Here is a 20,060-nt window from a genome sequence, read left to right as displayed (position 1 = left end):
ATGGCTAGAGCAAAGTTTCTCTGCGACGCTGAACGCTGTATCGAGTGCAACGCCTGCGTCACCGCGTGCAAGAATGAGCACGAGGTTCCATGGGGCATCAACCGCCGCAGGGTGGTGACGATCAATGACGGCAATCCGGGCGAACGCTCGATCTCGGTGGCCTGTATGCATTGTTCGGATGCGCCGTGTATGGCGGTGTGCCCGGTCGACTGCTTCTATCAGAACGAAGAAGGGGTCGTCCTGCACTCCAAGGACCTGTGCATCGGTTGCGGTTATTGCTTCTATGCGTGCCCCTTCGGCGCACCGCAATACCCGCAGGCGGGCAACTTCGGATCGCGCGGCAAGATGGACAAATGTACCTTCTGCGCCGGCGGCCCCGAGGAAACGCACTCGACCGCAGAGTTCGCCAAATATGGTCGTAACCGGATCGCCGAGGGTAAACTGCCCCTCTGCGCCGAGATGTGTTCCACCAAGGCCCTGCTTGCCGGTGACGGCGACGTGGTCTCGGCCATCTACCGCGAGCGTGTCGTCGCCCGCGGGTTTGGCTCGGGCGCGTGGGGCTGGGGCACGGCCTACGACCAGAAAGACGGCTGATCCGTCTACATGAAAAACAGGTGACCCGCCCATGCGGGTCGCCTGCTTTGGAATTTTGACCGAGGTTCAGATGTTCCGCTTAATCATCGCATTCCTGTTCGCCCTGGGGTTAACCGGCGCCGCCTTGGCGCAGTCCACTCAGGCAGAAGCCACGACCGAAGAACGCGCCCAAACCGGTGGCGCGACCACACTTGAAGATATCCTCGCCCGGCAACGTGGCGAAAAGGTGGACAACAGTTATCGCTCGGACAACACCGGACAAGGGAATGCCGAGGGCCTGTTGGGTCAATTGGGTACGCGGGGTGTAGCATCGGACAGCGACGTATACCGTGCCATTCGATACGGTTCAGCAGACACTACTGTTTCGACCAGCGGACCAGCGGCGGGTGTATTGATTCAGGATGGTGGCATGTGGTGGTGGGAATTCCGAACCGGGCCACTGCGCGAAAACGGCTCGTATATTATTGCCGGAATGCTGGCGATCATCGTTCTGTTCTTCCTGATCCGCGGGAAAATCCGCATCGACGGAGAAAAGACCGGTCGCACCGTCACCCGCTTCAACGGCTTCGAACGCTTCGGCCACTGGCTTTTCGCCGGATCTTTTCTGGTTCTTGGGGTAACCGGTTTGCTGACGCTTTACGGCCGCGATTTCCTAATCCCAATCTTCGGCAAAGAAGGCTTCGCGACCATCGCGCAGGGCTGCAAATGGCTGCACAACAACCTGGCCTGGTCCTTCATGCTGGGGCTGATCATCGTCACGGTGAACTGGATCGCCCATAACATTCCCAACCGCACCGACCTGAAATGGCTGGCAGCGGGAGGGGGGCTATTCACCAAAGGCAGCCACCCGCCCGCCAAGAAGTTCAACGCGGGTCAAAAGGTTATCTTCTGGGCCTGCATCCTGCTGGGCGTCTCGATCAGCCTGTCGGGTCTTTCTCTGCTTTTCCCGTTTGAACTGCCAATGTTTGCCAAGACCTTCGAAGTTGCGAATTCAACCGGTATTCCGCAGATGTTTGGCCTGAACCTGCCGACACAGATGTCACCGCAGGAAGAGATGCAGTACGCCCAAGTCTGGCACGTGATGGTCGCCTATGTGTTCATCGCCATCATCATCGCGCATATTTACCTCGGCTCGGTCGGCATGGAAGGCGCATTTGATGCCATGGGCACTGGCGAGGTTGAAGAACAATGGGCGCGCGAGCATCACTCGCTGTGGTTGGAAGAGGTGCAGGAAAAAGAGGCCGGCAAGGCTGCGGCCTCACCCGCTGAATAGATGCACTGGCTGGTTCTGGCTCTGGCGTTAATCCCCCTGCCTGCAATGGCCGAGTTTTTCACGCTCAAAGGTCACGGCGGACCGATCATGGGGATCGCCACCGCGCCTGACGGGCGGATCGCCACGGCCAGTTTCGACAATTCCGTGGGCCTATGGTCCAACCGCAACCCCGAATGGCTGGAAGGTCACGAGGCCGCTGTCAACTCTGTCGCCTTCAACGGGCGCGCGATCTACTCGGCCGGGGATGACTTCACCCTGCGCCGCTGGCCGGGCGGAGACGTGGTTGGCCAGCACAAGGGCAAGATCGTCGGACTTGCGGCCTCGAAAACCCATGTGGCCACCGCCAGTTGGGACGGCACGATAGGTCTGTGGCCCGAGGATGGCTCGGCCCCGCAAGTGCTTCAGGTAGGTAGCGGCGTGAACGCCGTCACCTTCTCTCCAGATGGCACAACTCTGTATTCGGCGGGCATGGACGGAACGCTGCGGGTTTGGGACGTAGCCAGCGGGCAGGAAACGCGTCGGCTGATCGAACATCGGTTTGGAATCAACGAACTTGTTCTGAACCCCGTCGACAACTGGATCGCCTATGGCGCGGTGGACGGAGTCACCCGCGTTCTTGACCTAACCACCGGGGATGTGCGGGACTTTACCCTTGAGCGTCGCCCGATTCTGGCGCTGGCTCTTACGCCCGACCGCAGCCTGCTGGCTGTGGGGGACGGAGAAGGCTACATCATGGTGATCAACACCGCCGAATGGCGTATCGCACAGGATTTCCGCGCCACCTTGCGCGGACCGGTCTGGGCGCTGGCTTTTTCAGCGGACGGCCAGAACCTCCACGCAGGCGGCCTGGATGAGGCGATGTACAGCTGGCCCGTCTCCGCGCTTGGCGATCAGGCACAGATGGCCGCCGCCGAACCCAGTTTTCTTAAAGACCCAGACGAGATGAGCAACGGGGAACGCCAGTTCGCCCGCAAATGCTCTATCTGTCATAGCCTGACACCCGATGGGCAACGACGCGCCGGTCCAACCCTGCATGGTATCTTTGGTCGAAAAGCTGGCACCTTGCCGGGATATTTCTACTCGGACACGCTGCAAGACTCTGATATCATTTGGAATGACGAAACGATAAACGCCCTTTTCGATCAGGGGCCAGACCACTACATACCGGGGTCAAAGATGCCGATGCAGCGGATCACACAGGCCAGCGACCGCGACGACCTGATAACCTTTCTGCGCAGTGCGACAACACCGGAAAACGAAACCGGAGGGAACCAATGAAAGCCTTTCTTGCCGCTGTGGCCGCAATGGTCGTGATCACTGTCGCCGCGCCAATCACACTGCAACAGATCGGGTTCAGCGCTGCGGACGCTGGCTCCGGTACGGCGGTGCGGCTCGACTGAATGCCCGAATATTTGACGACCAAAGAACTGGCCGACCTGCTGCGCATTGGCGAGCGTAAGGCCTATGATCTGGCTTCCTCTGGCGAGGTGCCCTGCGTGCGCGCCATGGGCAAGCTGCTGTTTCCCCGGGCCGAAGTCATCGCGTGGCTGAACGCCTCCCGTTCTGGCCCGCAGGTAGCCGAACCACCCCTGCCCCCGATTGTCGCCGGCAGCCACGATCCGCTGCTGGATTGGGCCTTGCGCGAAAGCGGCTCGGGTCTGGCCACCTATTACGACGGCTCGTTCGATGGCTTGAACCGCCTGAAGGACCGCACAGCGCAAGCCGCCGCTTTGCATATTCACGAAGACGAAGGGTTCAACACGCAGACCCTGCGCGACAATCTGGGAGAGGCCCCGGTTATCCTGTATGAAATCGCGCAAAGGCAGCGCGGATTACTGCTGGCGCCCGGTGTCACCGATATTTCAGGATTTGCAGACCTGAAAGGTCGCCGAGTAATCCTACGGCAGGACAGTGCCGCCAGCCAACGGTTGTTAGACGCGCAGCTCAAAGCCTACGGCCTAACGCGTGAGGATCTGGACGCCCTGCCCACCTGTGCCCGCACAGAAGAGGAACTGGCCATTGCCCTGCATGACAGTAAGGCCGATGCCGGATTCGGACTGGGTGCTTTGGCCGGCCTCTATGATCTGGGCTTTACCCCGACCCATTCCGAACGTCTGGACCTTGCGATCTGGCGCCGGGCCTATTTCGACGACCCGATGCTCAAACTGCTTGGGTTCGTGCAATCGGACCGTTTTACCACCCGCGCCGCCGAATTCGGAGGTTATGATCTGTCCGGTCGGGGCACGATCCACCACAACGGGGCGAGTGGTTAACCTTGGTCACTTAGCGTTGGGAAAGAACAGTTGCTGGCCTTCCAGCTTGTAGGATTCAATCGCCGCCTGCCCGTCGGGCCCGATAAGCCAATCGACGAATCTCTGCCCCGCAGCGGCCCGCACACGCGGGTGTTTTTCAGGGTTCACAAGGATGACACCATATTGGTTGAACAACCGCGGATCGCCCTCGACCAAAACTTCGAGTTTGCCTTTGTTTCCAAAGGACTGCCACGTGGCGCGATCCGTCAACGCGTAGGCGTCCATCCCGCTGGCCACGTTGAGTGTCGCCCCCATGCCCGAGCCCGTCTCACGATACCACTCACCTGAAGCCTCGGTCGGATCGGCACCGGCGGCGCTCCACAGACGCATCTCGGCCTTGTGGGTTCCACTGTCATCCCCACGCGAGGCAAAGGGCGCTTCGGCCTCGGCCACAGCGCGCAAAGCCACCACGATATCAGTACCATCTTTCACCTTCGCCGGGTCCGATTCCGGCCCGACCAGAACGAAATCGTTATACATCACGTCGAACCGCTCAACGCCCCAACCATCCGCGACGAATTGCTCCTCGGCCTGTTTGGCATGTACCAGCAACACGTCGCCATCCCCGTTAATGGCGTTTCGGATCGCCTGCCCGGTGCCAACCGCCACGACACGTACGTCGATGCCCGTCTCAGCCTCAAACCCCGGCAGGATGTAATCCAACAGGCCCGAGTTCTGGGTCGATGTTGTCGATTGCACGACGATGAAAGCCTCTTCGGCGCTGACTGACGTCACTGTCAGGCCAAGAGTTACCAATGCTGCCCGAACAATATTCCGGATCATTTCGATCTCCATATTTTATTAAGTCACCAGACCACCGGCCAAATACCGACGCGAGGCATCACTTTCGGGGGCATCCAGTATCTGTTTGGCAGCACCGTGCTCAACTACATGGCCGCCCTGCATCATCACGATATCGGCGGCCAACCGCCGAGCCTGCCCGATGTCATGCGTGACCATGACGATGCGAACCCCTCGGGTCGAGGCGCGCAGGATCATCCGTTCGATCATCTGCGTGGCGCTGGGGTCCAGCGCGCTGGTGGGTTCGTCCAGAAACAGCGTTTCGGGGTCCAACGCGAGAGCGCGCAGGATCGCCAGCCGTTGTGCCTCGCCTCCGGACAGGGACCGCGCGGATTGCCGGGCCTTGCCGTCCAGCCCGCCTTCGGTCAGCAACTCTTCGATACGGGCTTTGCGGATGCTACGGGCTAGTCCCTGCCGTTTCAGCACAAAGTCCAGATTGGCCGCAACCGACCGGCGTAGCAGTACGGGTTGCTGAAACACCATCGCTTGCCGCGCCTTGTGTTCGGCGTTCAGGATCATCCCGTCCTGCCGGACCTGCCCGCGATCAGGCATGATCAGCCCGTGCAAGCAGCGCAGCAACAGGCTTTTGCCCGAACCGTTCGGACCAAGGATCAGGGTCGGTCCCGGCCCATCCAGCGACAGGTGTGGCACATCCAGCAATGCCTTGCCCTTGCGGGTGATCCGCACCCCGTCGACCGAAAGACAGCTTGCCATATCATGGACCAGATCACGCATGGCGCAACCCCTCCTGATCGGCCCGCAGGCTGAGCGTGCTGACCAAAGCGTTCACCGCCACGGCGATGCCGATCAGAATGGCCCCCAACGCCAAGGCCAGCGCCAGATTGCCCTTGGACGTCTCAAGTGCAATGGCCGTCGTCATCACCCGGGTCACGTGGTTGATATTGCCGCCGACGATGATCACCGCTCCGACCTCGGCAATTGCCCGGCCAAATCCGGCCAGCAATGCGGTGACCAGCGCCAATCGCGCATCCCACAAAAGCACCGGCACTGAGGCCAGTCGCGACACGCCCAATGAGCGCAGCTGCTCTGAATACTCCTCGGCCAGCATCTCGACCACTTGCCGGGTCAGCGCGGCGACAATAGGCGTGACCAGCACCACTTGAGCGATGATCATCGCGGTCGGTGTATAGAGCAGTTCAAGAACACCCAACGGCCCCGAGCGCGATAGTATCAGATAGACCAGCAAGCCCACAACAACCGGCGGGAACCCCATCAGGGCGTTCATCAGCACAATCAAAGCCCGCCGTCCCGGAAACCGTGCAACCGCCAGTGCGGCCCCGACAGGCATACCGATCAGAGCCGAAATCAGCACTGCGAAGATGGAAACTTTCAGGGATAAGAGCACAATCGCCCACAACTCTGCATCCCCTCGGAGGACAAGAGACACGGCTGAGTTGAATTCTGATGCAAATCCCTGCATTTTATTCCCGATGATCAACATTTCGTATGAAATGCGCCCAATTACAGGATAATACTAGCCTTTTTCAGAGCCAAGTACAGACACGTTTCCGACATATCAAAATGAAAACGCGGCCCCGATTGGAACCGCGCATGTTCAAGGATTGGTAAGGGATCAGTTCAGAGCCGCATCCGTGATCTGATGGGTCCAGGCGCCCTCGGGCTGCTTGGTGATCACCGGGTCAGATCCACCGGCCAGCAGAGTGCCCACCGTGCGTTCGAAATCCGCCGGATCCAGCGCGCCATTCGAACCGGCGGTCAGCTTGGCAATCTCGCCCATCATACGTTTCTGATGCTCTTCGGTCTGGGCACCGGTGGCATCGTTTTCCAGCACGATGTCGGCGGCCTCGTCCGGGTTCTCCTCGGCGTATTTCCAGCCCTTCATCGAGGCACGAACAAAGCGCTCCATCTTATCGGTGAATGCCGCGTCGCTCAGGTTTTCTTCCAGAACGTAAAGGCCGTCTTCAAGCGTGGCGACACCCTGATCTTCGTATTTGAAGGTCACCAGCTCATCCGGGCTAACGCCTGCATCAATGACCTGCCAGTATTCGTTGTAGGTCATGGTGCTGATACAATCAGCCTGACGCTGCAGCAGAGGATCGACGTTGAAGCCCTGTTTCAGAACCTCAACACCGCTTTCGCTTTTGCCACCTGTGTCGATGCCTAGCTGGCTCATCCAGCTCATGAAGGGAAATTCGTTGCCAAAGAACCAAACGCCCAGCGTGCGGTTTTTCAGATCCTCAGGCGAGGCAATCCCGGCATCCTTCCAGCAGGTCAGCATCATGCCCGAGCTTTTGAACGGCTGCGCGATGTTGACCAGCGGCAGACCCTTTTCGCGCGCAGCCAGCGCGGCAGGCATCCATTCGACGGTCACATCCGCGCCGCCACCCGCGATCACCTGCGTCGGTGCGATATCCGGGCCACCGGGTAGAATGGTGACGTCCAGACCCTCTTCCTCATAGAAGCCCTTGTCCTTGGCCACGTAGTAACCCGCAAATTGCGCCTGCGTGACCCATTTGAGCTGCAGTGTCACCTCATCCGCCGCCAAGGCAGCACTGGCTGCCAGGCTGAAGGCGGCGACCGCTCCGCTGAGTAGCTTGTTCATCTTCATATCTCCTAGTTGTTGGTGCCCCGTTTTCGGGGTCTGTTGAAGTCTTGTTATCCGCGTTGCGACGGGTGCCAGAACGTCACCGCCTTTTCGATCATTGCGACCAGCCCATAGAACGCCGTCCCGGCCAAAGCGGCCACGACGATCTCGGCCCAGACCATATCCAGCGAGAGTTGCCCGACGCTGGTTGAGATCCGGAACCCCATACCAAGGGTTGGCGAACCAAAGAACTCGGCCACGATAGCGCCGATCAGGGCCAGAGTGGTAGAAATCTTTAGGCCATTGAAAATAAACGGCATCGCCGCTGGAAGGCGGAGTTTCAGAAAGCTCTGCCAATAGGTCGCCGCGTAGGTCTCCATCAGGTCGCGCTGCATGGCCGTGGCCTCGCGCAGACCGGCCACGGTGTTCACTAGCATCGGGAAGAATACCATCACCACGACCACAGCGGCCTTGGAGTGCCAGTCAAACCCAAACCACATCACCAGAATGGGGGCCGTGCCCACAATCGGCAGCGCCGCCACAAAGTTCCCGACCGGCAGCAGCCCGAGGCGCAGGAAATCCCAGCGGTCCACCGCAATCGCCATCAGGAAGGCTGATCCGCAACCAATGATATAGCCGCTGAGCGCGCCTTTGATGATGGTCTGAACGAAATCGGCCCACAGGGTCGGCAGGCTGTCGGCAAAGCGCACTGCGATCAATGACGGCGCGGGCAGGATGACCAATGGCACTTCGAGGCCGCGCACCACCAGCTCCCAGATACCAATCACGGTCAGGCCGAATACCAGCGGTGCCACAAACCGTACTATCCGAGTATCGGCATAGGGACCGCTGGCCAAGCGACTGTTTAACCACCAGCCGAAAAGCCACAGAAGGATTGCACAAAAAACAAGAGTCATTGCGCCATCCCCATCCGCTTAAGAACTGTCCGCTCGACCAATCCCAGCAATCCGACCAGACAGGCCGCCAGAATGGCCGCGGCAAATAATGCCGACCAGATTTGCACCGTCTGACCGTAATAGCTGCCCGCCAGCAGACGCGCGCCCAGACCGGCAACCGCGCCAGTCGGCAATTCACCGACGATGGCCCCAACGAGGGACGCCGCGATACCGATCTTGAGCGAAGTGAACAAGTACGGCATCGAGGCGGGCAAGCGCAGCTTCCAAAATCCCTGCGAACGGCTGGCGTTATACGTCCGAAGCAAGTCCAACTGCATCGCATCCGGGCTGCGCAGGCCTTTGACCATGCCGACCACGACCGGGAAGAAGCTTAGATAGGCCGAGATGATCGCCTTAGGAATGATCCCTTGAATCCCTACCGAGTACAAAACCACGATGATCATTGGTGCCAGTGCGATGATCGGAATTGTCTGGCTGACGATGGCCCAGGGCATCACAGACAAGTCCATCACGCGGCTATGGACAATCCCCACGGCCAGCAAAATGCCCAGCCCAGTGCCAATCGCGAACCCCAGCATAGTGGCACTCAGCGTCACCCAGGAATGATAGATCAAAGACCTTTTCGAGGAGATCTTCTTCTCGACCGTTGTGTCCCACAACTCTTCTGCCACCTGATGCGGGGCAGGCAGACGCGGACGCTCCTGCTCCCAGGTTTCGTCAATTGCGTAGGGGTTGTCGATGACCAGTTCGAACTCGCTCATGTCGCGCCGATCGACCGACTTTGGCGGATCGACCTCTTCTCCGGCCCGCTCGAATTCATTCAAAACGCCTTTGATGTTCATTGGCACGCTTGCGGCGTACCAGAACAGGACAATGACGCCAACAACAGTCAGGACGGCCCAAATAGCTCTGATGCCAGCACTATTCATCGGAATGCCCCGCTCGCAGACCTTCACGCACGCGATGGGCTACTTCAATGAACTCCGGCGTATCGCGAATATCCAAAGGTCGCTCTTTCGGTAGAGGGCTGTCGATCACATCCGTAATCCGCCCGGGCCGTGGGCTCATCACCACGATCTTGGTGCTGAGATACACCGCCTCGGGGATCGAGTGCGTCACGAAACCTATGGTCTTGCCCGTCCGAGCCCAAAGCGCCAGAAGCTGTTCGTTCAGGTGATCGCGCACGATCTCGTCCAACGCACCGAACGGTTCGTCCATCAGCAAGATATCAGCATCAAAGGCGAGCGCCCGAGCGATACTGGCGCGCTGCTGCATCCCGCCGGATAATTGCCATGGAAACTTGCCGCCAAATCCTTCCAGATCAACTAGTTCCAAGACCTTGCTCACCCGCTCTTCTTGCTCGGCAGCCGAATAACCCATGATCTCAAGCGGCAATTTGATGTTCTTGGCAATGGTCCGCCACGGATACAGACCCGCCGCTTGAAACACATAGCCATAGGCCCGGTTCCGCCTTGCTTCATCAGGGGGCATGCCGTTGACGGTCAGCGCCCCTCCGGTCGGTGTCTCCAGCGCTGCGATACAGCGAAGAAAGGTGGTCTTCCCGCAGCCCGAGGGGCCGATGAAACTGACAAAATCGCCTTTGTCGATGGTCAGGTTCACATCTTTCAACGCGTGAACCGGTCCGTCATTGGTTTGGAAGGTGAGATCCAGTTGCCTTGCCTCGATCACGGGCTGGGTAGTGCTTTCAGTATTCATTCCATTGCCTTGAAAAGGTTTGGCTTTGGGCCGCCGCTTCGACGGCCCGCGCGCATCATACACCCGTTGCCGGGATACCTGTCCGTTCAACTGGCCGCGGGGCGGTCAGCTCTTTCCAGGTGCTTAGCGCCTTGTTCACGTGACCGTTGGGTTCGCGCGCCACAAAATCACCATGCCCTTCCTGAGTGCGAATTTCACCGTCATGCACCGCCACCTGACCGCGTGTCAGGGTAAAGCGCGGCAGACCTTTGACCTCTTTACCCTCGAACACGTTGTAGTCAATCGAGGATTGCTGCGTGTCGGCACTGATAGTCTTGGTCTTTTCGGGATCCCAAACCACGATATCCGCATCCGCGCCCACGAGGATCGCACCCTTTTTCGGATAGCAATTCATGATCTTGGCGATGTTTGTTGATGTCACCGCGACGAACTCGTTCATCGTCAACCGCCCAGTATTCACACCATGCGTCCACAACATCGGCATCCGATCTTCCAGACCACCGGTACCGTTCGGAATCTTGGTAAAATCACCCACGCCATAGCGTTTCTGTTCGGTCGTGAACGCGCAGTGATCGGTGGCGACCACACTCAGAGTGCCCGAATGCAGACCGTTCCACAGGCTGTCCTGATGCTGCTTGTTGCGGAACGGGGGACTCATGACCCGACGCGCTGCGTGATCCCAATCGTGATGGAAATACTCGCTTTCATCCAGCGTCAGGTGCTGGATCAGAGGTTCACCCCACACGCGCTTGCCGTTCATCTTGGCCCGGCGAATGGCCTCATGCGCCTCTTCGCAGGACGTGTGCACCACATAAAGCGGCACACCCGCCATATCGGCAATCATGATGGCACGGTTGGTGGCCTCGCCTTCCACCTGCGGCGGGCGCGAATAGGCGTGCGCCTCGGGACCGGTATTGCCTTCGGCCATAAGCTTGGCCTGCAACTCGGCCACGACGTCACCATTCTCAGCGTGTACCATGGCGATTCCGCCGAGTTCCGCCAAGCGTTTGAACGAAGCGAAGAGTTCATCGTCATTCACCATCAACGCGCCCTTGTAGGCCATGAAGTGCTTGAACGTGTTGATGCCACGCGTCTCGACCACCGTCTTGATGTCATCAAACACCTGCTCGCCCCACCATGTCACGGCCATGTGGAACGAGTAGTCGCAATTCGCCCGAGTCGATTTGTTGTCCCAGCGTTTCAACGCATCCAGCAACCCCTCTCCGGGGTTCGGCAGAGCGAAATCCACCACCATCGTGGTGCCCCCCGCCAATGCCGCGCGCGTGCCGCTTTCGAAATCATCGCTGGAGTACGTCCCCATGAATGGCATTTCCAGATGAGTGTGCGGGTCGATCCCACCCGGCATGACATAGCACCCGGTCGCATCCAATTCCTTGTCACCCTTCAGATCCACTCCGATCTCGGTGATCACCCCATCTTCCACCAAAACATCCGCCTTGTAAGACAGATCGGCGGTCACGACAGTCCCGTTCTTGATAACAGTGCTCATTTTAATCTCCCTGTTGCGGTCTGCGCCGCTTGCTTCATCTGGCCAAAAATATCCTGGGGGAGTCGCCCTGTGGGCGACGGAGGCAAAGCCCCCTATTCCACGATTTCAGCCGTCTCGACGACCGCATGAAACAGAACATCCGCCCCAGCCGCAGCCCAGTCCTTGCTGATTTCTTCGGCTTCGTTGTGGCTCAGCCCGTCCACGCAGGGGCACATGACCATCGCGGTCGGCGCCACGCGGTTGATCCAACACGCATCATGCCCTGCCCCCGAGATGATGTCCCGATGCGAATAGCCCAGTCGTTCGGCCGCATCACGCACAGCCGCCACGCAGCCTTCATCGAATGTCACCGGATCGAACCCGCCAACCTTCTCGAATTCGATCTGTAGACCCATCTCTTCGACGATACTTTCTGCGGCCACGCGCAGACGGTTCTCCATATCGGTGATGACATCCAGATCGGGTGAGCGGAAATCGACCGTAAACACCACCTTGCCCGGGATCACATTGCGCGAGTTCGGATAGACATCGATATGCCCCGCCGCGCCCACAGCATGAGGCGCATGTGACCACGCGATCTCATCGACTTTTTCAAGAATCCGCGCCATCGCCAGCCCCGCATTCTTGCGCATCGGCATCGGGGTTGAACCGGTATGGGCGTCCTTGCCGGTTACCGTGATCTGGGTCCAGCTCAGTCCCTGCCCGTGGGTGACGACGCCAATGTCTTTGCCTTCAGCCTCAAGAATCGGCCCCTGTTCGATGTGCAATTCAAAGAAAGCGTGCATCTTGCGGGCACCGACCTCTTCGTCACCCCGCCAGCCGATGCGATTCAATTCGTCACCGAATTTCTTGCCCTCGGCATCCTCTCGGTCATAGGCCCAATCCTGAGTATGAATGCCGGCAAACACACCCGATGACAACATCGCCGGCGCATAACGCGTGCCCTCTTCGTTGGTCCAGTTGGTCGCCACGATGGGGTGCTTTGTCTTGATCCCTAGGTCATTCAAAGTGCGGAGAACTTCCAACCCGCCCAGAACACCCAACACTCCGTCATACTTTCCGCCGGTCGGCTGCGTATCAAGATGCGAGCCGACATAGACCGGCAGAGCCTCGGGGTCAGTGCCCTCGCGACGGGCAAACATGTTGCCCATCTGGTCCAGCCCCATAGAACAACCGGCATCCTCACACCATTTCTGGAATAGGGCGCGCCCTTCGGCATCCTCATCCGTCAGTGTCTGACGATTGTTGCCGCCAGCCACACCGGGGCCGATCTTGGCCATCTCCATCAGACTGTCCCACAACCTGTCGCCATTGATCCTGAGGTTCTGCGCCGGAGCTGCCATTTTCTTTTTCCCTGTTGCTTGCGATTTGGCTCGCTTTTGGTGTCTTGATTTGACCATCTGGTCAAACTCACGCTATCACGGGTTGGTCATCAGTCAAGAATTTGCGAGACGCCGTCGATAATTTTGGCATAAACGGCGCCTGCTTGCCGGAAAAAGAGACAACCTGAAAACATGCCCAAAGATCGCGCCCCAACCAGAATTCAGAAAAAGAACCGAGCAGCGATTCTGGACGCTGCCCTGAATGTGTTCTCGGCACACGGGTTTCGCGGCTCGACCGTCGACCAGATCGCGACCGAGGCCGGCCTGAGCAAGCCAAACCTGCTATATTATTTCCCGTCGAAAGAGGCGATTCACACCGCCCTTCTATCCGGCCTGCTGGACGTTTGGCTTGCCCCGCTGCACGATCTGGACAAGGATGGCGACCCGATGCAGGAAATCCTTTCCTACATCCACCGCAAACTACAGATGAGCCGCGAATTACCCCGCGAAAGCCGCCTGTTCGCAAATGAGCTGGTCCAAGGCGCTCCACGCATTCACGACGCGCTGTCGCAAGATCTGAAACAGCTGGTGGATGAGAAAACCGCGATTCTGAAGCAATGGATGGACGACGGAAAAATCGCGCAGGTTCACCCCTATCATCTGATTTTCTCGATCTGGGCGCTGACCCAGCATTACGCGGATTTCGATGTGCAGGTACGGGCGATTCTTGGTGATGAGGACCCGTTCGAAGGGGCTGAACCGTTTATCGACACGCTGTACCGCAAGCTGCTGACAACATAGGAAAAGGGGCCGTTCTTCGGCCCCTTCTTGTTTCTACCGACCGATTTACTCGGCGGCTTTTGCCATCGGATTGTTCGGATGGGTCGTCCAGTTGGCATAGTCGGGCTGCACCTCCAAGCCGGTGCGCGGATCAAGTTCTCCGGCGGCCATCGGCACCATCGAAATGCACCCATCGACCGGGCAAACATCCACGCACAGGTTACAGGCGACGCATTCGTCATCCATGACTTCGAACACCCGGTCCTCGGACATTGAGATCGCCTGATGACTTGTGTCTTCGCAGGCGGCGTAGCAACGACCACACTTGATGCACTGGTCCTGATCGATCTTGGCCTTGGCCACATAATTCAGGTTCAGATACTGCCAATCAGTGACGTTCGGAACGGCCAGACCGACGATTTCCGAGACATCCTTGTAGCCCTTTTCATCCATCCATTTGGACAGGCCAGCCGTCAGTTCGTCGATGATCTTGAACCCATAGGTCATGGCCGCGGTGCAGACCTGAACGGTGCCGCAACCCAATGCCATGAACTCTGCCGCATCGCGCCATGTGGTCACGCCGCCGATGCCGGAAATCGGCAGACCATGCGTTGCCTGCGCCCGCGAAATCTCGGACACCATAGACAGAGCAATCGGCTTCACAGCCGGACCGCAATAGCCACCATGACTGCCCTTGCCGTCAATCGAGGGTTCGGGGCTGAAAGTGTCCAGATTGACGCTGGTGATCGAGTTGATGGTGTTGATCAGAGAGACCGCGTCCGCACCGCCATTCTTGGCGGCCTCGGCGGGTTTGCGGATATCGGTGATGTTGGGCGTCAGCTTCACGATGACCGGGCGGTCATAGTATTTCTTACACCAACGGGTGACCATCTCGATATATTCCGGCACCTGCCCTACGGCTGAACCCATTCCGCGTTCGCTCATCCCGTGCGGGCAGCCGAAGTTTAGCTCGATCCCGTCTGCGCCGGTTTCCGCTACGCGCGGAAGGATGGCTTTCCACGCCTCTTCCTCGCACGGCACCATGATCGAGGCGATCAGAGCACGATCCGGATAATCGGCTTTAACTCGCGCCATTTCTTCAAGGTTCACCTCAAGGGGGCGATCGGTGATGAGTTCTATGTTGTTCAGGCCCAGCAACCGACGATCTGCGCCGTAGATTGCGCCATAGCGCGGCCCGTTCACGTTCACGACCGGAGGGCCCTCGGACCCCAAGGTTTTCCAGACGACGCCGCCCCATCCGGCCTCGAATGCGCGACGGACATTGTATTCCTTATCGGTCGGAGGCGCAGAGGCCAGCCAATAGGGGTTGGGGCTGGAAATGCCCAGAAAGTTTGTCGTTAGATCGGCCATGGCTTCTCCCTTCCCGGCTCAGCCGGTTTTCTTGAATATCATTTCAGTCGGGCGAATGCGCCCGGTCTTGAGGTTTTTGACGTAGTTCTGAAACTTTTCGGGCGCCGTCTCGCCCATCATGAGGTGAATGCCCAAAGGGGGTGGACCGTTTTCGGCAAGGCGCGCAAAGACGTCCTCGAAGAACTTCACCGCAAAATCGGTCCGGTCGGTCTCGGTCACCAGTTCAAGCCCTGCGGCGGTGGCGGCGTCCCTATAGACCTCAGGTGCATCGACAAAAGACGTATCGGCAACGGTCGACCATGGCAGAGGGAAGTCCAGTTGCCCGGCAACCTCGCCACGCATTACATCGAACAGGCCAAAGGTTCCGCCCGTGGCCAGAGTACGCGCAACTTCCCCGAACAACCCGGCCTTGTCTTCGATATTCATGCCGACATGCAGCATGACCGCTAGATCAAACCCTGCATCCGGCACCGGCATGTTCAGGGCACTACCGACATGAAAGCTGGACTTGTCGGAATGCCCAACAAGATCGCTCAGTGCAGTTGCGGTTTCGACTAATTCAGGTGTCAGGTCGATCCCGGTCACCGTCGAGTCATAGCGGTCCACGACGTAGCGCGATGTCCCGCCAATGCCGCACCCAACATCCAACACCCGCGTCGCATGGGTCGGCCCGAGTTGCGCAAACAGGTTGTCTGTCGCCAGAACACCACCGGTGTGAAACTCATCCCCCGCCTTCAAGTCAGCGACGGTTGCTGCATCCGGGTCAATACCGCTGGCCTCAAGCGCCGCACGGACGCGTTCGGTCAGGGCACCGGTTGTGTAGTGTTGAGCAACAGCTTGTTCGATCTGGGACATGGGAATACCTCAGCAGCGAAAGGAGTGGGGTGAATACCCCACCCTATCACGAAACCAGTGTTTCGTGGATGTCCATCGCCGCATCCCGCCCTTCGGCCACCGCTGTCACGGTCAGGTCTTCCCCGCCCGCAGCGCAGTCCCCTCCGGCCCAGACACCGGCCATCGACGTGCGGCCTGCCCCGGTCACGGCGATTTTGTTGCCGTCCAGCTTCAACCCTTCTGGCGCGCCGTCCAGTTTCTGACCGATTGCCTTGAGGACCTGATCTGCAGGCAGGCGGATCATTTCTCCGGTGCCCGTCAACTGACCGTTGTCGCTGGAGGTGTACTCCAATTCGATCTCAGCGGCTGTTCCGTTTCCATGCACAGCAACGGGCTGCACATTGGTCATGATCTTGACGCCATGCGAGGACGCCAAGTCCTGTTCATACCGGCTGGCGCCCATCGCATCGCGGCCGCGCCGATAGGCAATGGTCACGTGCTCGGCACCCAGAAGTTTCGATTTCACCGCCGCGTCCACGGCAGTCATTCCGCCGCCGATGACGACGACATTACGCCCCACCGGCAGATCCGCCAGATCAGCGGCCTGACGCACGTCCGAGATGAAATCGACGGCAAAGCGCACACCATCCCTGTCAGCCCCATCAGCACGCAGGGCGTTCACCCCGGCCAGACCAATAGAAAGGAATACAGCGTCGTAGTTTTCGACCAGACCATCCAGCGAGACGCTCTCGCCCAGCACCGAACCTGTCTCAATGGTGATGCCGCCGATGTTCATCAGCCAGTCCACCTCGGCCTGGGCAAAGTCATTTGTCGATTTATAAGCTGCGATGCCGTATTCGTTCAGGCCGCCGGGTTTGGGTTTGCTTTCGTGGATTACCACGTCGTGCCCTAGCATCGCCAGACGGTGCGCACAGGCCAGACCTGCAGGTCCTGCCCCGATCACGGCAACGGTTTTGCCGGTCGGCGCGGCGCGTTCAAACGGATGTTCGCCCGCAGCCATAACACTGTCCGTCGCATAGCGCTGCAGGCGACCGATCTCGACCGGAGCACCTTCGGCGGTTTCGCGAACACAGGCTTCTTCGCAAAGTGTCTCGGTCGGACAAACGCGGGCGCACATGCCTCCCAGAATGTTCTGCGCCAAAATGGTCTCGCCTGCGGCTTCGGGTTGCCCGGCCTGAATCTGACGCATGAACAATGGAATATCGATATCCGTCGGACAGGCCGTCACACATGGCGCGTCATAACAGAAATAGCACCGGTCTGCCGCCACAGCGGCCTCATGCGCGGCCAGTGGCGGATGCAAGTCGGTAAAATTCGAGGTCAGCTCATCGCTGGAAAGCCGCCCGGAGACAATGCCGGGGACCATCTGGCCCTGTGCCATCGCTCTACTCCCTGTAGATATGTTTGTTATGACCTCAGCTTGCCACAATCTAATTTTTTATCAATTGGTAAAATTTATAAAATCGCCAAAAACGCAAAAACCCACGGTTTTTCCCTCGATACTGAGGCTAAATTGCCTGATTTTCCGGCATCCCATGAATTAGTTGCGTTCCAGCAAAGATCACGCGGCCTTCAATCGCGAAGATTCCCTGCATCTGGTTTTGACGGACCCCGCTTCGTACTGTAGGTCAAACATAAACCGAGCAGCGCCGGTCATCGGCCACTTACCTGAAAGTCATCCGATGCAGGCCAGCCCTTCGAAGTTCAACATTGTTGTCATCGGGCAAAACAACCGGCTGCAATATGAGGCTCTGTTGTTCGCGGCGTCTCTGCGCCACAGCTCTCCGAATTTCTCTGGGCGGTTGTTTGTAGCGGTCCCCCGACCCGGACCGCGATGGAGTCATGACCCGAGCATTCAAAACGAGGATGTGCTGAAAGCACTGCGTCAATTGGATGCTGAAATCCTGCCATTCGACAACCATGTTTTCGGCCAAAGCTATCCCCAAGGCAACAAGATCGAGGCTCTGCTGGCTCTGCCCGAGGGCGAGCCGTTCGTATTTTTCGACAGCGACACGCTGATCACCGGAGACCTGGCCTCGGTTCCGTTTGATTTCGACCGCCCCGGTGCCTCGCAAAAAGTCGAGGGCACATGGCCCAAGCCAACGCTTTATGGCCCCGGCTTTGATGGCATTTGGAAAGCCTTGTACCGTCGCTTTGATCTGGATTTCGAAAGCTCGCAGGATACCAGTCAGCCGATGGGTTACTGGCGGCGCTATCTGTATTTCAACGCGGGCTATTTCTTTTATTCCTGCCCGCGTAAGTTCGGAGAGCGATTGCTGAATTACGCCCGCACGATCCGGGATGAGGAAATCTCCGAACTGGCTGGGCAAAATCTCGACCCTTGGCTAGATCAGGTTGCCCTACCTTTGGTTATCCATTCCTTTGGCGGCGGTCGCGATGCCCTGCCGTCGGGCCTGCTGGACGGTTCGGTCAGCTGCCACTATCGGCTGTTTCCCTTGCTCTATGCGCGCGAAAGCGACCATGTCGTTGAGGTATTGGAAACAGTCGTGGCTCCAAACCGGTTCAAGAAAGTGCTCAAGGGGTATGAGCCAATAAAAAAGCTGGTTCTGCAGCGCAAGGGCCACAAGATCCGCGACCTGTTCGACCGTGACAATCTGCCAAAGCGAGAGCAGGCCATCCGAAATACGATCCGCAACAAAGGCCTGTGGATGCGCTGACACAATGTTGTGTGTATGCGTCGGATCGCCTAGAGATTCAGCAACACACATTCCAACAGGAGATTTCGACGATGTCTGACGGCCCGACTTACGGTTTCGACACATTGCAAATTCACGCAGGCGCACGGCCCGATCCCGCAACAGGTGCGCGCCAGACGCCGATCTACCAGACCACCGCATATGTGTTCCGTGACGCGGACCACGCGGCTGCCCTGTTCAACCTGCAAGAGGTTGGCTTCATCTATTCCCGTCTGACCAACCCAACCGTGGCCGTACTGCAGGAACGTATCGCCACGCTTGAGGGCGGTGTTGGTGCGGTGTGCTGTTCTTCGGGTCACGCCGCGCAGATCATGGCACTGTTCCCGCTGATGGGTCCGGGCTGCAACGTGGTGGCCTCAACCCGTCTGTACGGCGGCACGGTCACGCAGTTTAGCCAGACGATCAAACGCTTTGGCTGGTCGGCCAAGTTCGTAGACACCGATGATCTGGACGCCGTCAAAGATGCCATCGACGAAAACACCCGCGCGGTGTTCTGCGAATCCATCGCCAACCCCGGCGGCTATGTCACCGATATCCGCGCGCTGGCGGATGTGGCGGACGCGGCGGGCATCCCGCTGATCGTCGACAACACCTCGGCCACGCCGTACCTGTGCCGCCCGATCGAACAGGGTGCGACTCTGGTCGTGCACTCGACCACCAAATACCTGACCGGCAACGGCACCGTCACCGGCGGCTGTATCGTGGATTCGGGCAAGTTCGATTGGTCGGCGAATGACAAGTTCCCCTCGCTTAGCGAACCCGAAGCGGCCTATCACGGCCTGAAATTCCATGAGACATTCGGCCCGCTGGCATTCACCTTCCACGGTATCGCCATCGGTCTGCGCGATCTGGGCATGACCATGAACCCGCAAGCCGCGCATTACACGTTGCTGGGGATTGAGACCCTGTCGCTGCGGATGGAGCGTCACGTCGAAAACGCCCGGAAAATCGCCGCGTGGCTCGAGGCTGACGACCGAGTGGACTATGTCACCTATGCGGGTCTGCCCTCATCGCCCTATCACGACCGGGTTCAGGCGCAGTACAAGAAAGGAGCGGGTGCCCTGTTCACCTTTGCGGTCAAGGGTGGCTATGACGCTTGCGTCAAACTGGTGAACTCGCTTGAGATTTTCAGCCATGTTGCCAACCTTGGTGATGCACGGTCGCTGATCATTCACTCCGCCTCAACCACCCACCGCCAGCTGACGCCCGAGCAGCAAGAGGCCGCAGGTGCCGGACCTAATGTGGTGCGCGTTTCCATCGGCATCGAAGACGCCGACGACCTGATCGCCGATCTGGATCAGGCGCTGGCCAAAGCGTCGGCCTGAG

20 protein-coding genes are annotated in these 20,060 nt (G+C 58.8%); 8 read left to right on the top strand and 12 right to left on the bottom strand.

What is annotated here, in order from left to right; translation table 11 throughout:
- The 5 genes from fdh3B (at position 1) to GOW98_RS09080 (ending at position 4,140) form a co-directional block, all read left to right on the top strand.
- Complete coding sequence (fdh3B, locus tag GOW98_RS09095) at positions 1-594, top strand: formate dehydrogenase FDH3 subunit beta (protein WP_170324620.1); 594 nt, start codon at positions 1-3, stop codon at positions 592-594.
- A 70-nt stretch (positions 595-664) separates the two neighbouring features.
- Positions 665-1,867 carry a formate dehydrogenase subunit gamma gene (locus tag GOW98_RS09090; RefSeq protein WP_170331189.1) on the top strand — a complete coding sequence of 401 codons (1,203 nt, stop codon included), beginning with the start codon at positions 665-667 and terminating at the stop codon, positions 1,865-1,867.
- Positions 1,868-3,145 (top strand): c-type cytochrome, encoded by a 1,278-nt coding sequence (locus tag GOW98_RS09085; protein ID WP_170331187.1) that lies wholly within the window; start codon positions 1,868-1,870, stop codon positions 3,143-3,145.
- A complete protein-coding gene (locus tag GOW98_RS26060) occupies positions 3,142-3,267 on the top strand; it encodes a hypothetical protein (protein WP_302479258.1) in 126 nt (41 codons plus the stop codon). The genes GOW98_RS09085 and GOW98_RS26060 overlap by 4 nt, the downstream gene beginning before the upstream one ends.
- Positions 3,268-4,140: a helix-turn-helix transcriptional regulator gene (locus GOW98_RS09080; RefSeq protein WP_170331185.1), complete on the top strand. Its 873-nt coding sequence runs from the start codon at positions 3,268-3,270 to the stop codon at positions 4,138-4,140.
- 6 nt (positions 4,141-4,146) lie between these two features.
- Here the strand turns inward: GOW98_RS09080 and GOW98_RS09075 are convergent, their stop codons facing one another.
- The 9 genes from GOW98_RS09075 to GOW98_RS09035 form a co-directional block, all read right to left on the bottom strand.
- Positions 4,147-4,962, bottom strand: a complete 816-nt coding sequence (locus tag GOW98_RS09075) for an extracellular solute-binding protein (RefSeq protein ID WP_170331183.1) — start codon at positions 4,960-4,962, stop codon at positions 4,147-4,149.
- An 18-nt stretch (positions 4,963-4,980) separates the two neighbouring features.
- Positions 4,981-5,715 carry an ATP-binding cassette domain-containing protein gene (locus tag GOW98_RS09070; protein ID WP_170331181.1) on the bottom strand — a complete coding sequence of 245 codons (735 nt, stop codon included), beginning with the start codon at positions 5,713-5,715 and terminating at the stop codon, positions 4,981-4,983.
- Positions 5,708-6,421, bottom strand: coding sequence for an ABC transporter permease (locus GOW98_RS09065; protein WP_170331178.1), 714 nt, complete (start codon positions 6,419-6,421; stop codon positions 5,708-5,710). The genes GOW98_RS09070 and GOW98_RS09065 overlap by 8 nt, the downstream gene beginning before the upstream one ends.
- Positions 6,422-6,574: 153 nt before the next feature.
- Positions 6,575-7,564, bottom strand: coding sequence for an ABC transporter substrate-binding protein (locus GOW98_RS09060; protein ID WP_170331176.1), 990 nt, complete (start codon positions 7,562-7,564; stop codon positions 6,575-6,577).
- 53 nt (positions 7,565-7,617) lie between these two features.
- A complete protein-coding gene (locus GOW98_RS09055; RefSeq protein WP_170331174.1) occupies positions 7,618-8,463 on the bottom strand; it encodes an ABC transporter permease in 846 nt (281 codons plus the stop codon).
- Positions 8,460-9,392, bottom strand: coding sequence for an ABC transporter permease (locus GOW98_RS09050; protein WP_217359473.1), 933 nt, complete (start codon positions 9,390-9,392; stop codon positions 8,460-8,462). The genes GOW98_RS09055 and GOW98_RS09050 overlap by 4 nt, the downstream gene beginning before the upstream one ends.
- Positions 9,385-10,179 (bottom strand): ABC transporter ATP-binding protein, encoded by a 795-nt coding sequence (locus tag GOW98_RS09045; RefSeq protein WP_170331172.1) that lies wholly within the window; start codon positions 10,177-10,179, stop codon positions 9,385-9,387. Before GOW98_RS09045 ends, GOW98_RS09050 begins: the two co-directional genes overlap by 8 nt.
- Before the next feature lie 55 nt (positions 10,180-10,234).
- Entirely contained in the window at positions 10,235-11,689 is a 1,455-nt protein-coding gene (gene hydA, locus GOW98_RS09040; RefSeq protein WP_170331170.1) for a dihydropyrimidinase, read from the bottom strand.
- A 92-nt stretch (positions 11,690-11,781) separates the two neighbouring features.
- On the bottom strand, positions 11,782-13,032 hold the full coding sequence (locus tag GOW98_RS09035; RefSeq protein WP_170331169.1) for a Zn-dependent hydrolase: 1,251 nt from the start codon (positions 13,030-13,032) through the stop codon (positions 11,782-11,784).
- A gap of 171 nt (positions 13,033-13,203) precedes the next feature.
- On the opposite strand from GOW98_RS09035, the gene GOW98_RS09030 reads away from it, so the two are divergent.
- Entirely contained in the window at positions 13,204-13,812 is a 609-nt protein-coding gene (locus GOW98_RS09030) for a TetR family transcriptional regulator C-terminal domain-containing protein (RefSeq protein ID WP_170331167.1), read from the top strand.
- A 45-nt stretch (positions 13,813-13,857) separates the two neighbouring features.
- Here GOW98_RS09030 and preA read toward each other — a convergent pair whose 3' ends face one another.
- Genes preA through GOW98_RS09015 form a run of 3 tightly spaced genes read right to left on the bottom strand, consistent with a single transcriptional unit; the run spans position 13,858 to position 17,398 of the window.
- Positions 13,858-15,162, bottom strand: a complete 1,305-nt coding sequence (gene preA / locus GOW98_RS09025) for an NAD-dependent dihydropyrimidine dehydrogenase subunit PreA (RefSeq protein ID WP_170331164.1) — start codon at positions 15,160-15,162, stop codon at positions 13,858-13,860.
- Between the two features lie 18 nt (positions 15,163-15,180).
- Positions 15,181-16,017 (bottom strand): methyltransferase domain-containing protein, encoded by an 837-nt coding sequence (locus GOW98_RS09020; protein ID WP_170331162.1) that lies wholly within the window; start codon positions 16,015-16,017, stop codon positions 15,181-15,183.
- A gap of 46 nt (positions 16,018-16,063) precedes the next feature.
- On the bottom strand, positions 16,064-17,398 hold the full coding sequence (locus tag GOW98_RS09015) for an NAD(P)-dependent oxidoreductase (protein WP_170331160.1): 1,335 nt from the start codon (positions 17,396-17,398) through the stop codon (positions 16,064-16,066).
- A 301-nt stretch (positions 17,399-17,699) separates the two neighbouring features.
- Here GOW98_RS09015 and GOW98_RS09010 point away from each other — a divergent pair, with 301 nt between their 5' ends.
- Entirely contained in the window at positions 17,700-18,695 is a 996-nt protein-coding gene (locus tag GOW98_RS09010; RefSeq protein WP_170331158.1) for a hypothetical protein, read from the top strand.
- Between the two features lie 71 nt (positions 18,696-18,766).
- Positions 18,767-20,059, top strand: a complete 1,293-nt coding sequence (locus tag GOW98_RS09005; protein WP_170331156.1) for an O-acetylhomoserine aminocarboxypropyltransferase/cysteine synthase family protein — start codon at positions 18,767-18,769, stop codon at positions 20,057-20,059.
- Position 20,060 lies beyond the last annotated feature (1 nt).

This window comes from Ruegeria arenilitoris, assembly GCF_013032445.1.
In the GTDB taxonomy this organism is placed as follows: domain Bacteria; phylum Pseudomonadota; class Alphaproteobacteria; order Rhodobacterales; family Rhodobacteraceae; genus Ruegeria; species Ruegeria arenilitoris_F.
This window is presented reverse-complemented; position numbering and strand designations above follow the sequence as displayed.

Bases quoted from the DNA above. Each gene is read 5' to 3' on its own strand.
- GOW98_RS09015 (WP_170331160.1), bottom strand. From the start codon at position 17,398: ATGGCACAGGGCCAGATGGTCCCCGGCATTGTCTCCGGGCGGCTTTCC.
- GOW98_RS09080 (WP_170331185.1), top strand. From the start codon at position 3,268: ATGCCCGAATATTTGACGACCAAAGAACTGGCCGACCTGCTGCGCATT.
- GOW98_RS09010 (WP_170331158.1), top strand. From the start codon at position 17,700: ATGCAGGCCAGCCCTTCGAAGTTCAACATTGTTGTCATCGGGCAAAAC.
- GOW98_RS09050 (WP_217359473.1), bottom strand. From the start codon at position 9,392: ATGAATAGTGCTGGCATCAGAGCTATTTGGGCCGTCCTGACTGTTGTT.
- GOW98_RS09030 (WP_170331167.1), top strand. From the start codon at position 13,204: ATGCCCAAAGATCGCGCCCCAACCAGAATTCAGAAAAAGAACCGAGCA.
- GOW98_RS09085 (WP_170331187.1), top strand. From the start codon at position 1,868: ATGCACTGGCTGGTTCTGGCTCTGGCGTTAATCCCCCTGCCTGCAATG.
- GOW98_RS09005 (WP_170331156.1), top strand. From the start codon at position 18,767: ATGTCTGACGGCCCGACTTACGGTTTCGACACATTGCAAATTCACGCA.
- GOW98_RS09060 (WP_170331176.1), bottom strand. From the start codon at position 7,564: ATGAACAAGCTACTCAGCGGAGCGGTCGCCGCCTTCAGCCTGGCAGCC.
- GOW98_RS09090 (WP_170331189.1), top strand. From the start codon at position 665: ATGTTCCGCTTAATCATCGCATTCCTGTTCGCCCTGGGGTTAACCGGC.
- GOW98_RS09035 (WP_170331169.1), bottom strand. From the start codon at position 13,032: ATGGCAGCTCCGGCGCAGAACCTCAGGATCAATGGCGACAGGTTGTGG.
- GOW98_RS09065 (WP_170331178.1), bottom strand. From the start codon at position 6,421: ATGCAGGGATTTGCATCAGAATTCAACTCAGCCGTGTCTCTTGTCCTC.
- GOW98_RS09055 (WP_170331174.1), bottom strand. From the start codon at position 8,463: ATGACTCTTGTTTTTTGTGCAATCCTTCTGTGGCTTTTCGGCTGGTGG.
- fdh3B (WP_170324620.1), top strand. From the start codon at position 1: ATGGCTAGAGCAAAGTTTCTCTGCGACGCTGAACGCTGTATCGAGTGC.
- GOW98_RS26060 (WP_302479258.1), top strand. From the start codon at position 3,142: ATGAAAGCCTTTCTTGCCGCTGTGGCCGCAATGGTCGTGATCACTGTC.
- GOW98_RS09075 (WP_170331183.1), bottom strand. From the start codon at position 4,962: ATGATCCGGAATATTGTTCGGGCAGCATTGGTAACTCTTGGCCTGACA.
- preA (WP_170331164.1), bottom strand. From the start codon at position 15,162: ATGGCCGATCTAACGACAAACTTTCTGGGCATTTCCAGCCCCAACCCC.
- GOW98_RS09045 (WP_170331172.1), bottom strand. From the start codon at position 10,179: ATGAATACTGAAAGCACTACCCAGCCCGTGATCGAGGCAAGGCAACTG.
- hydA (WP_170331170.1), bottom strand. From the start codon at position 11,689: ATGAGCACTGTTATCAAGAACGGGACTGTCGTGACCGCCGATCTGTCT.
- GOW98_RS09070 (WP_170331181.1), bottom strand. From the start codon at position 5,715: ATGCGTGATCTGGTCCATGATATGGCAAGCTGTCTTTCGGTCGACGGG.
- GOW98_RS09020 (WP_170331162.1), bottom strand. From the start codon at position 16,017: ATGTCCCAGATCGAACAAGCTGTTGCTCAACACTACACAACCGGTGCC.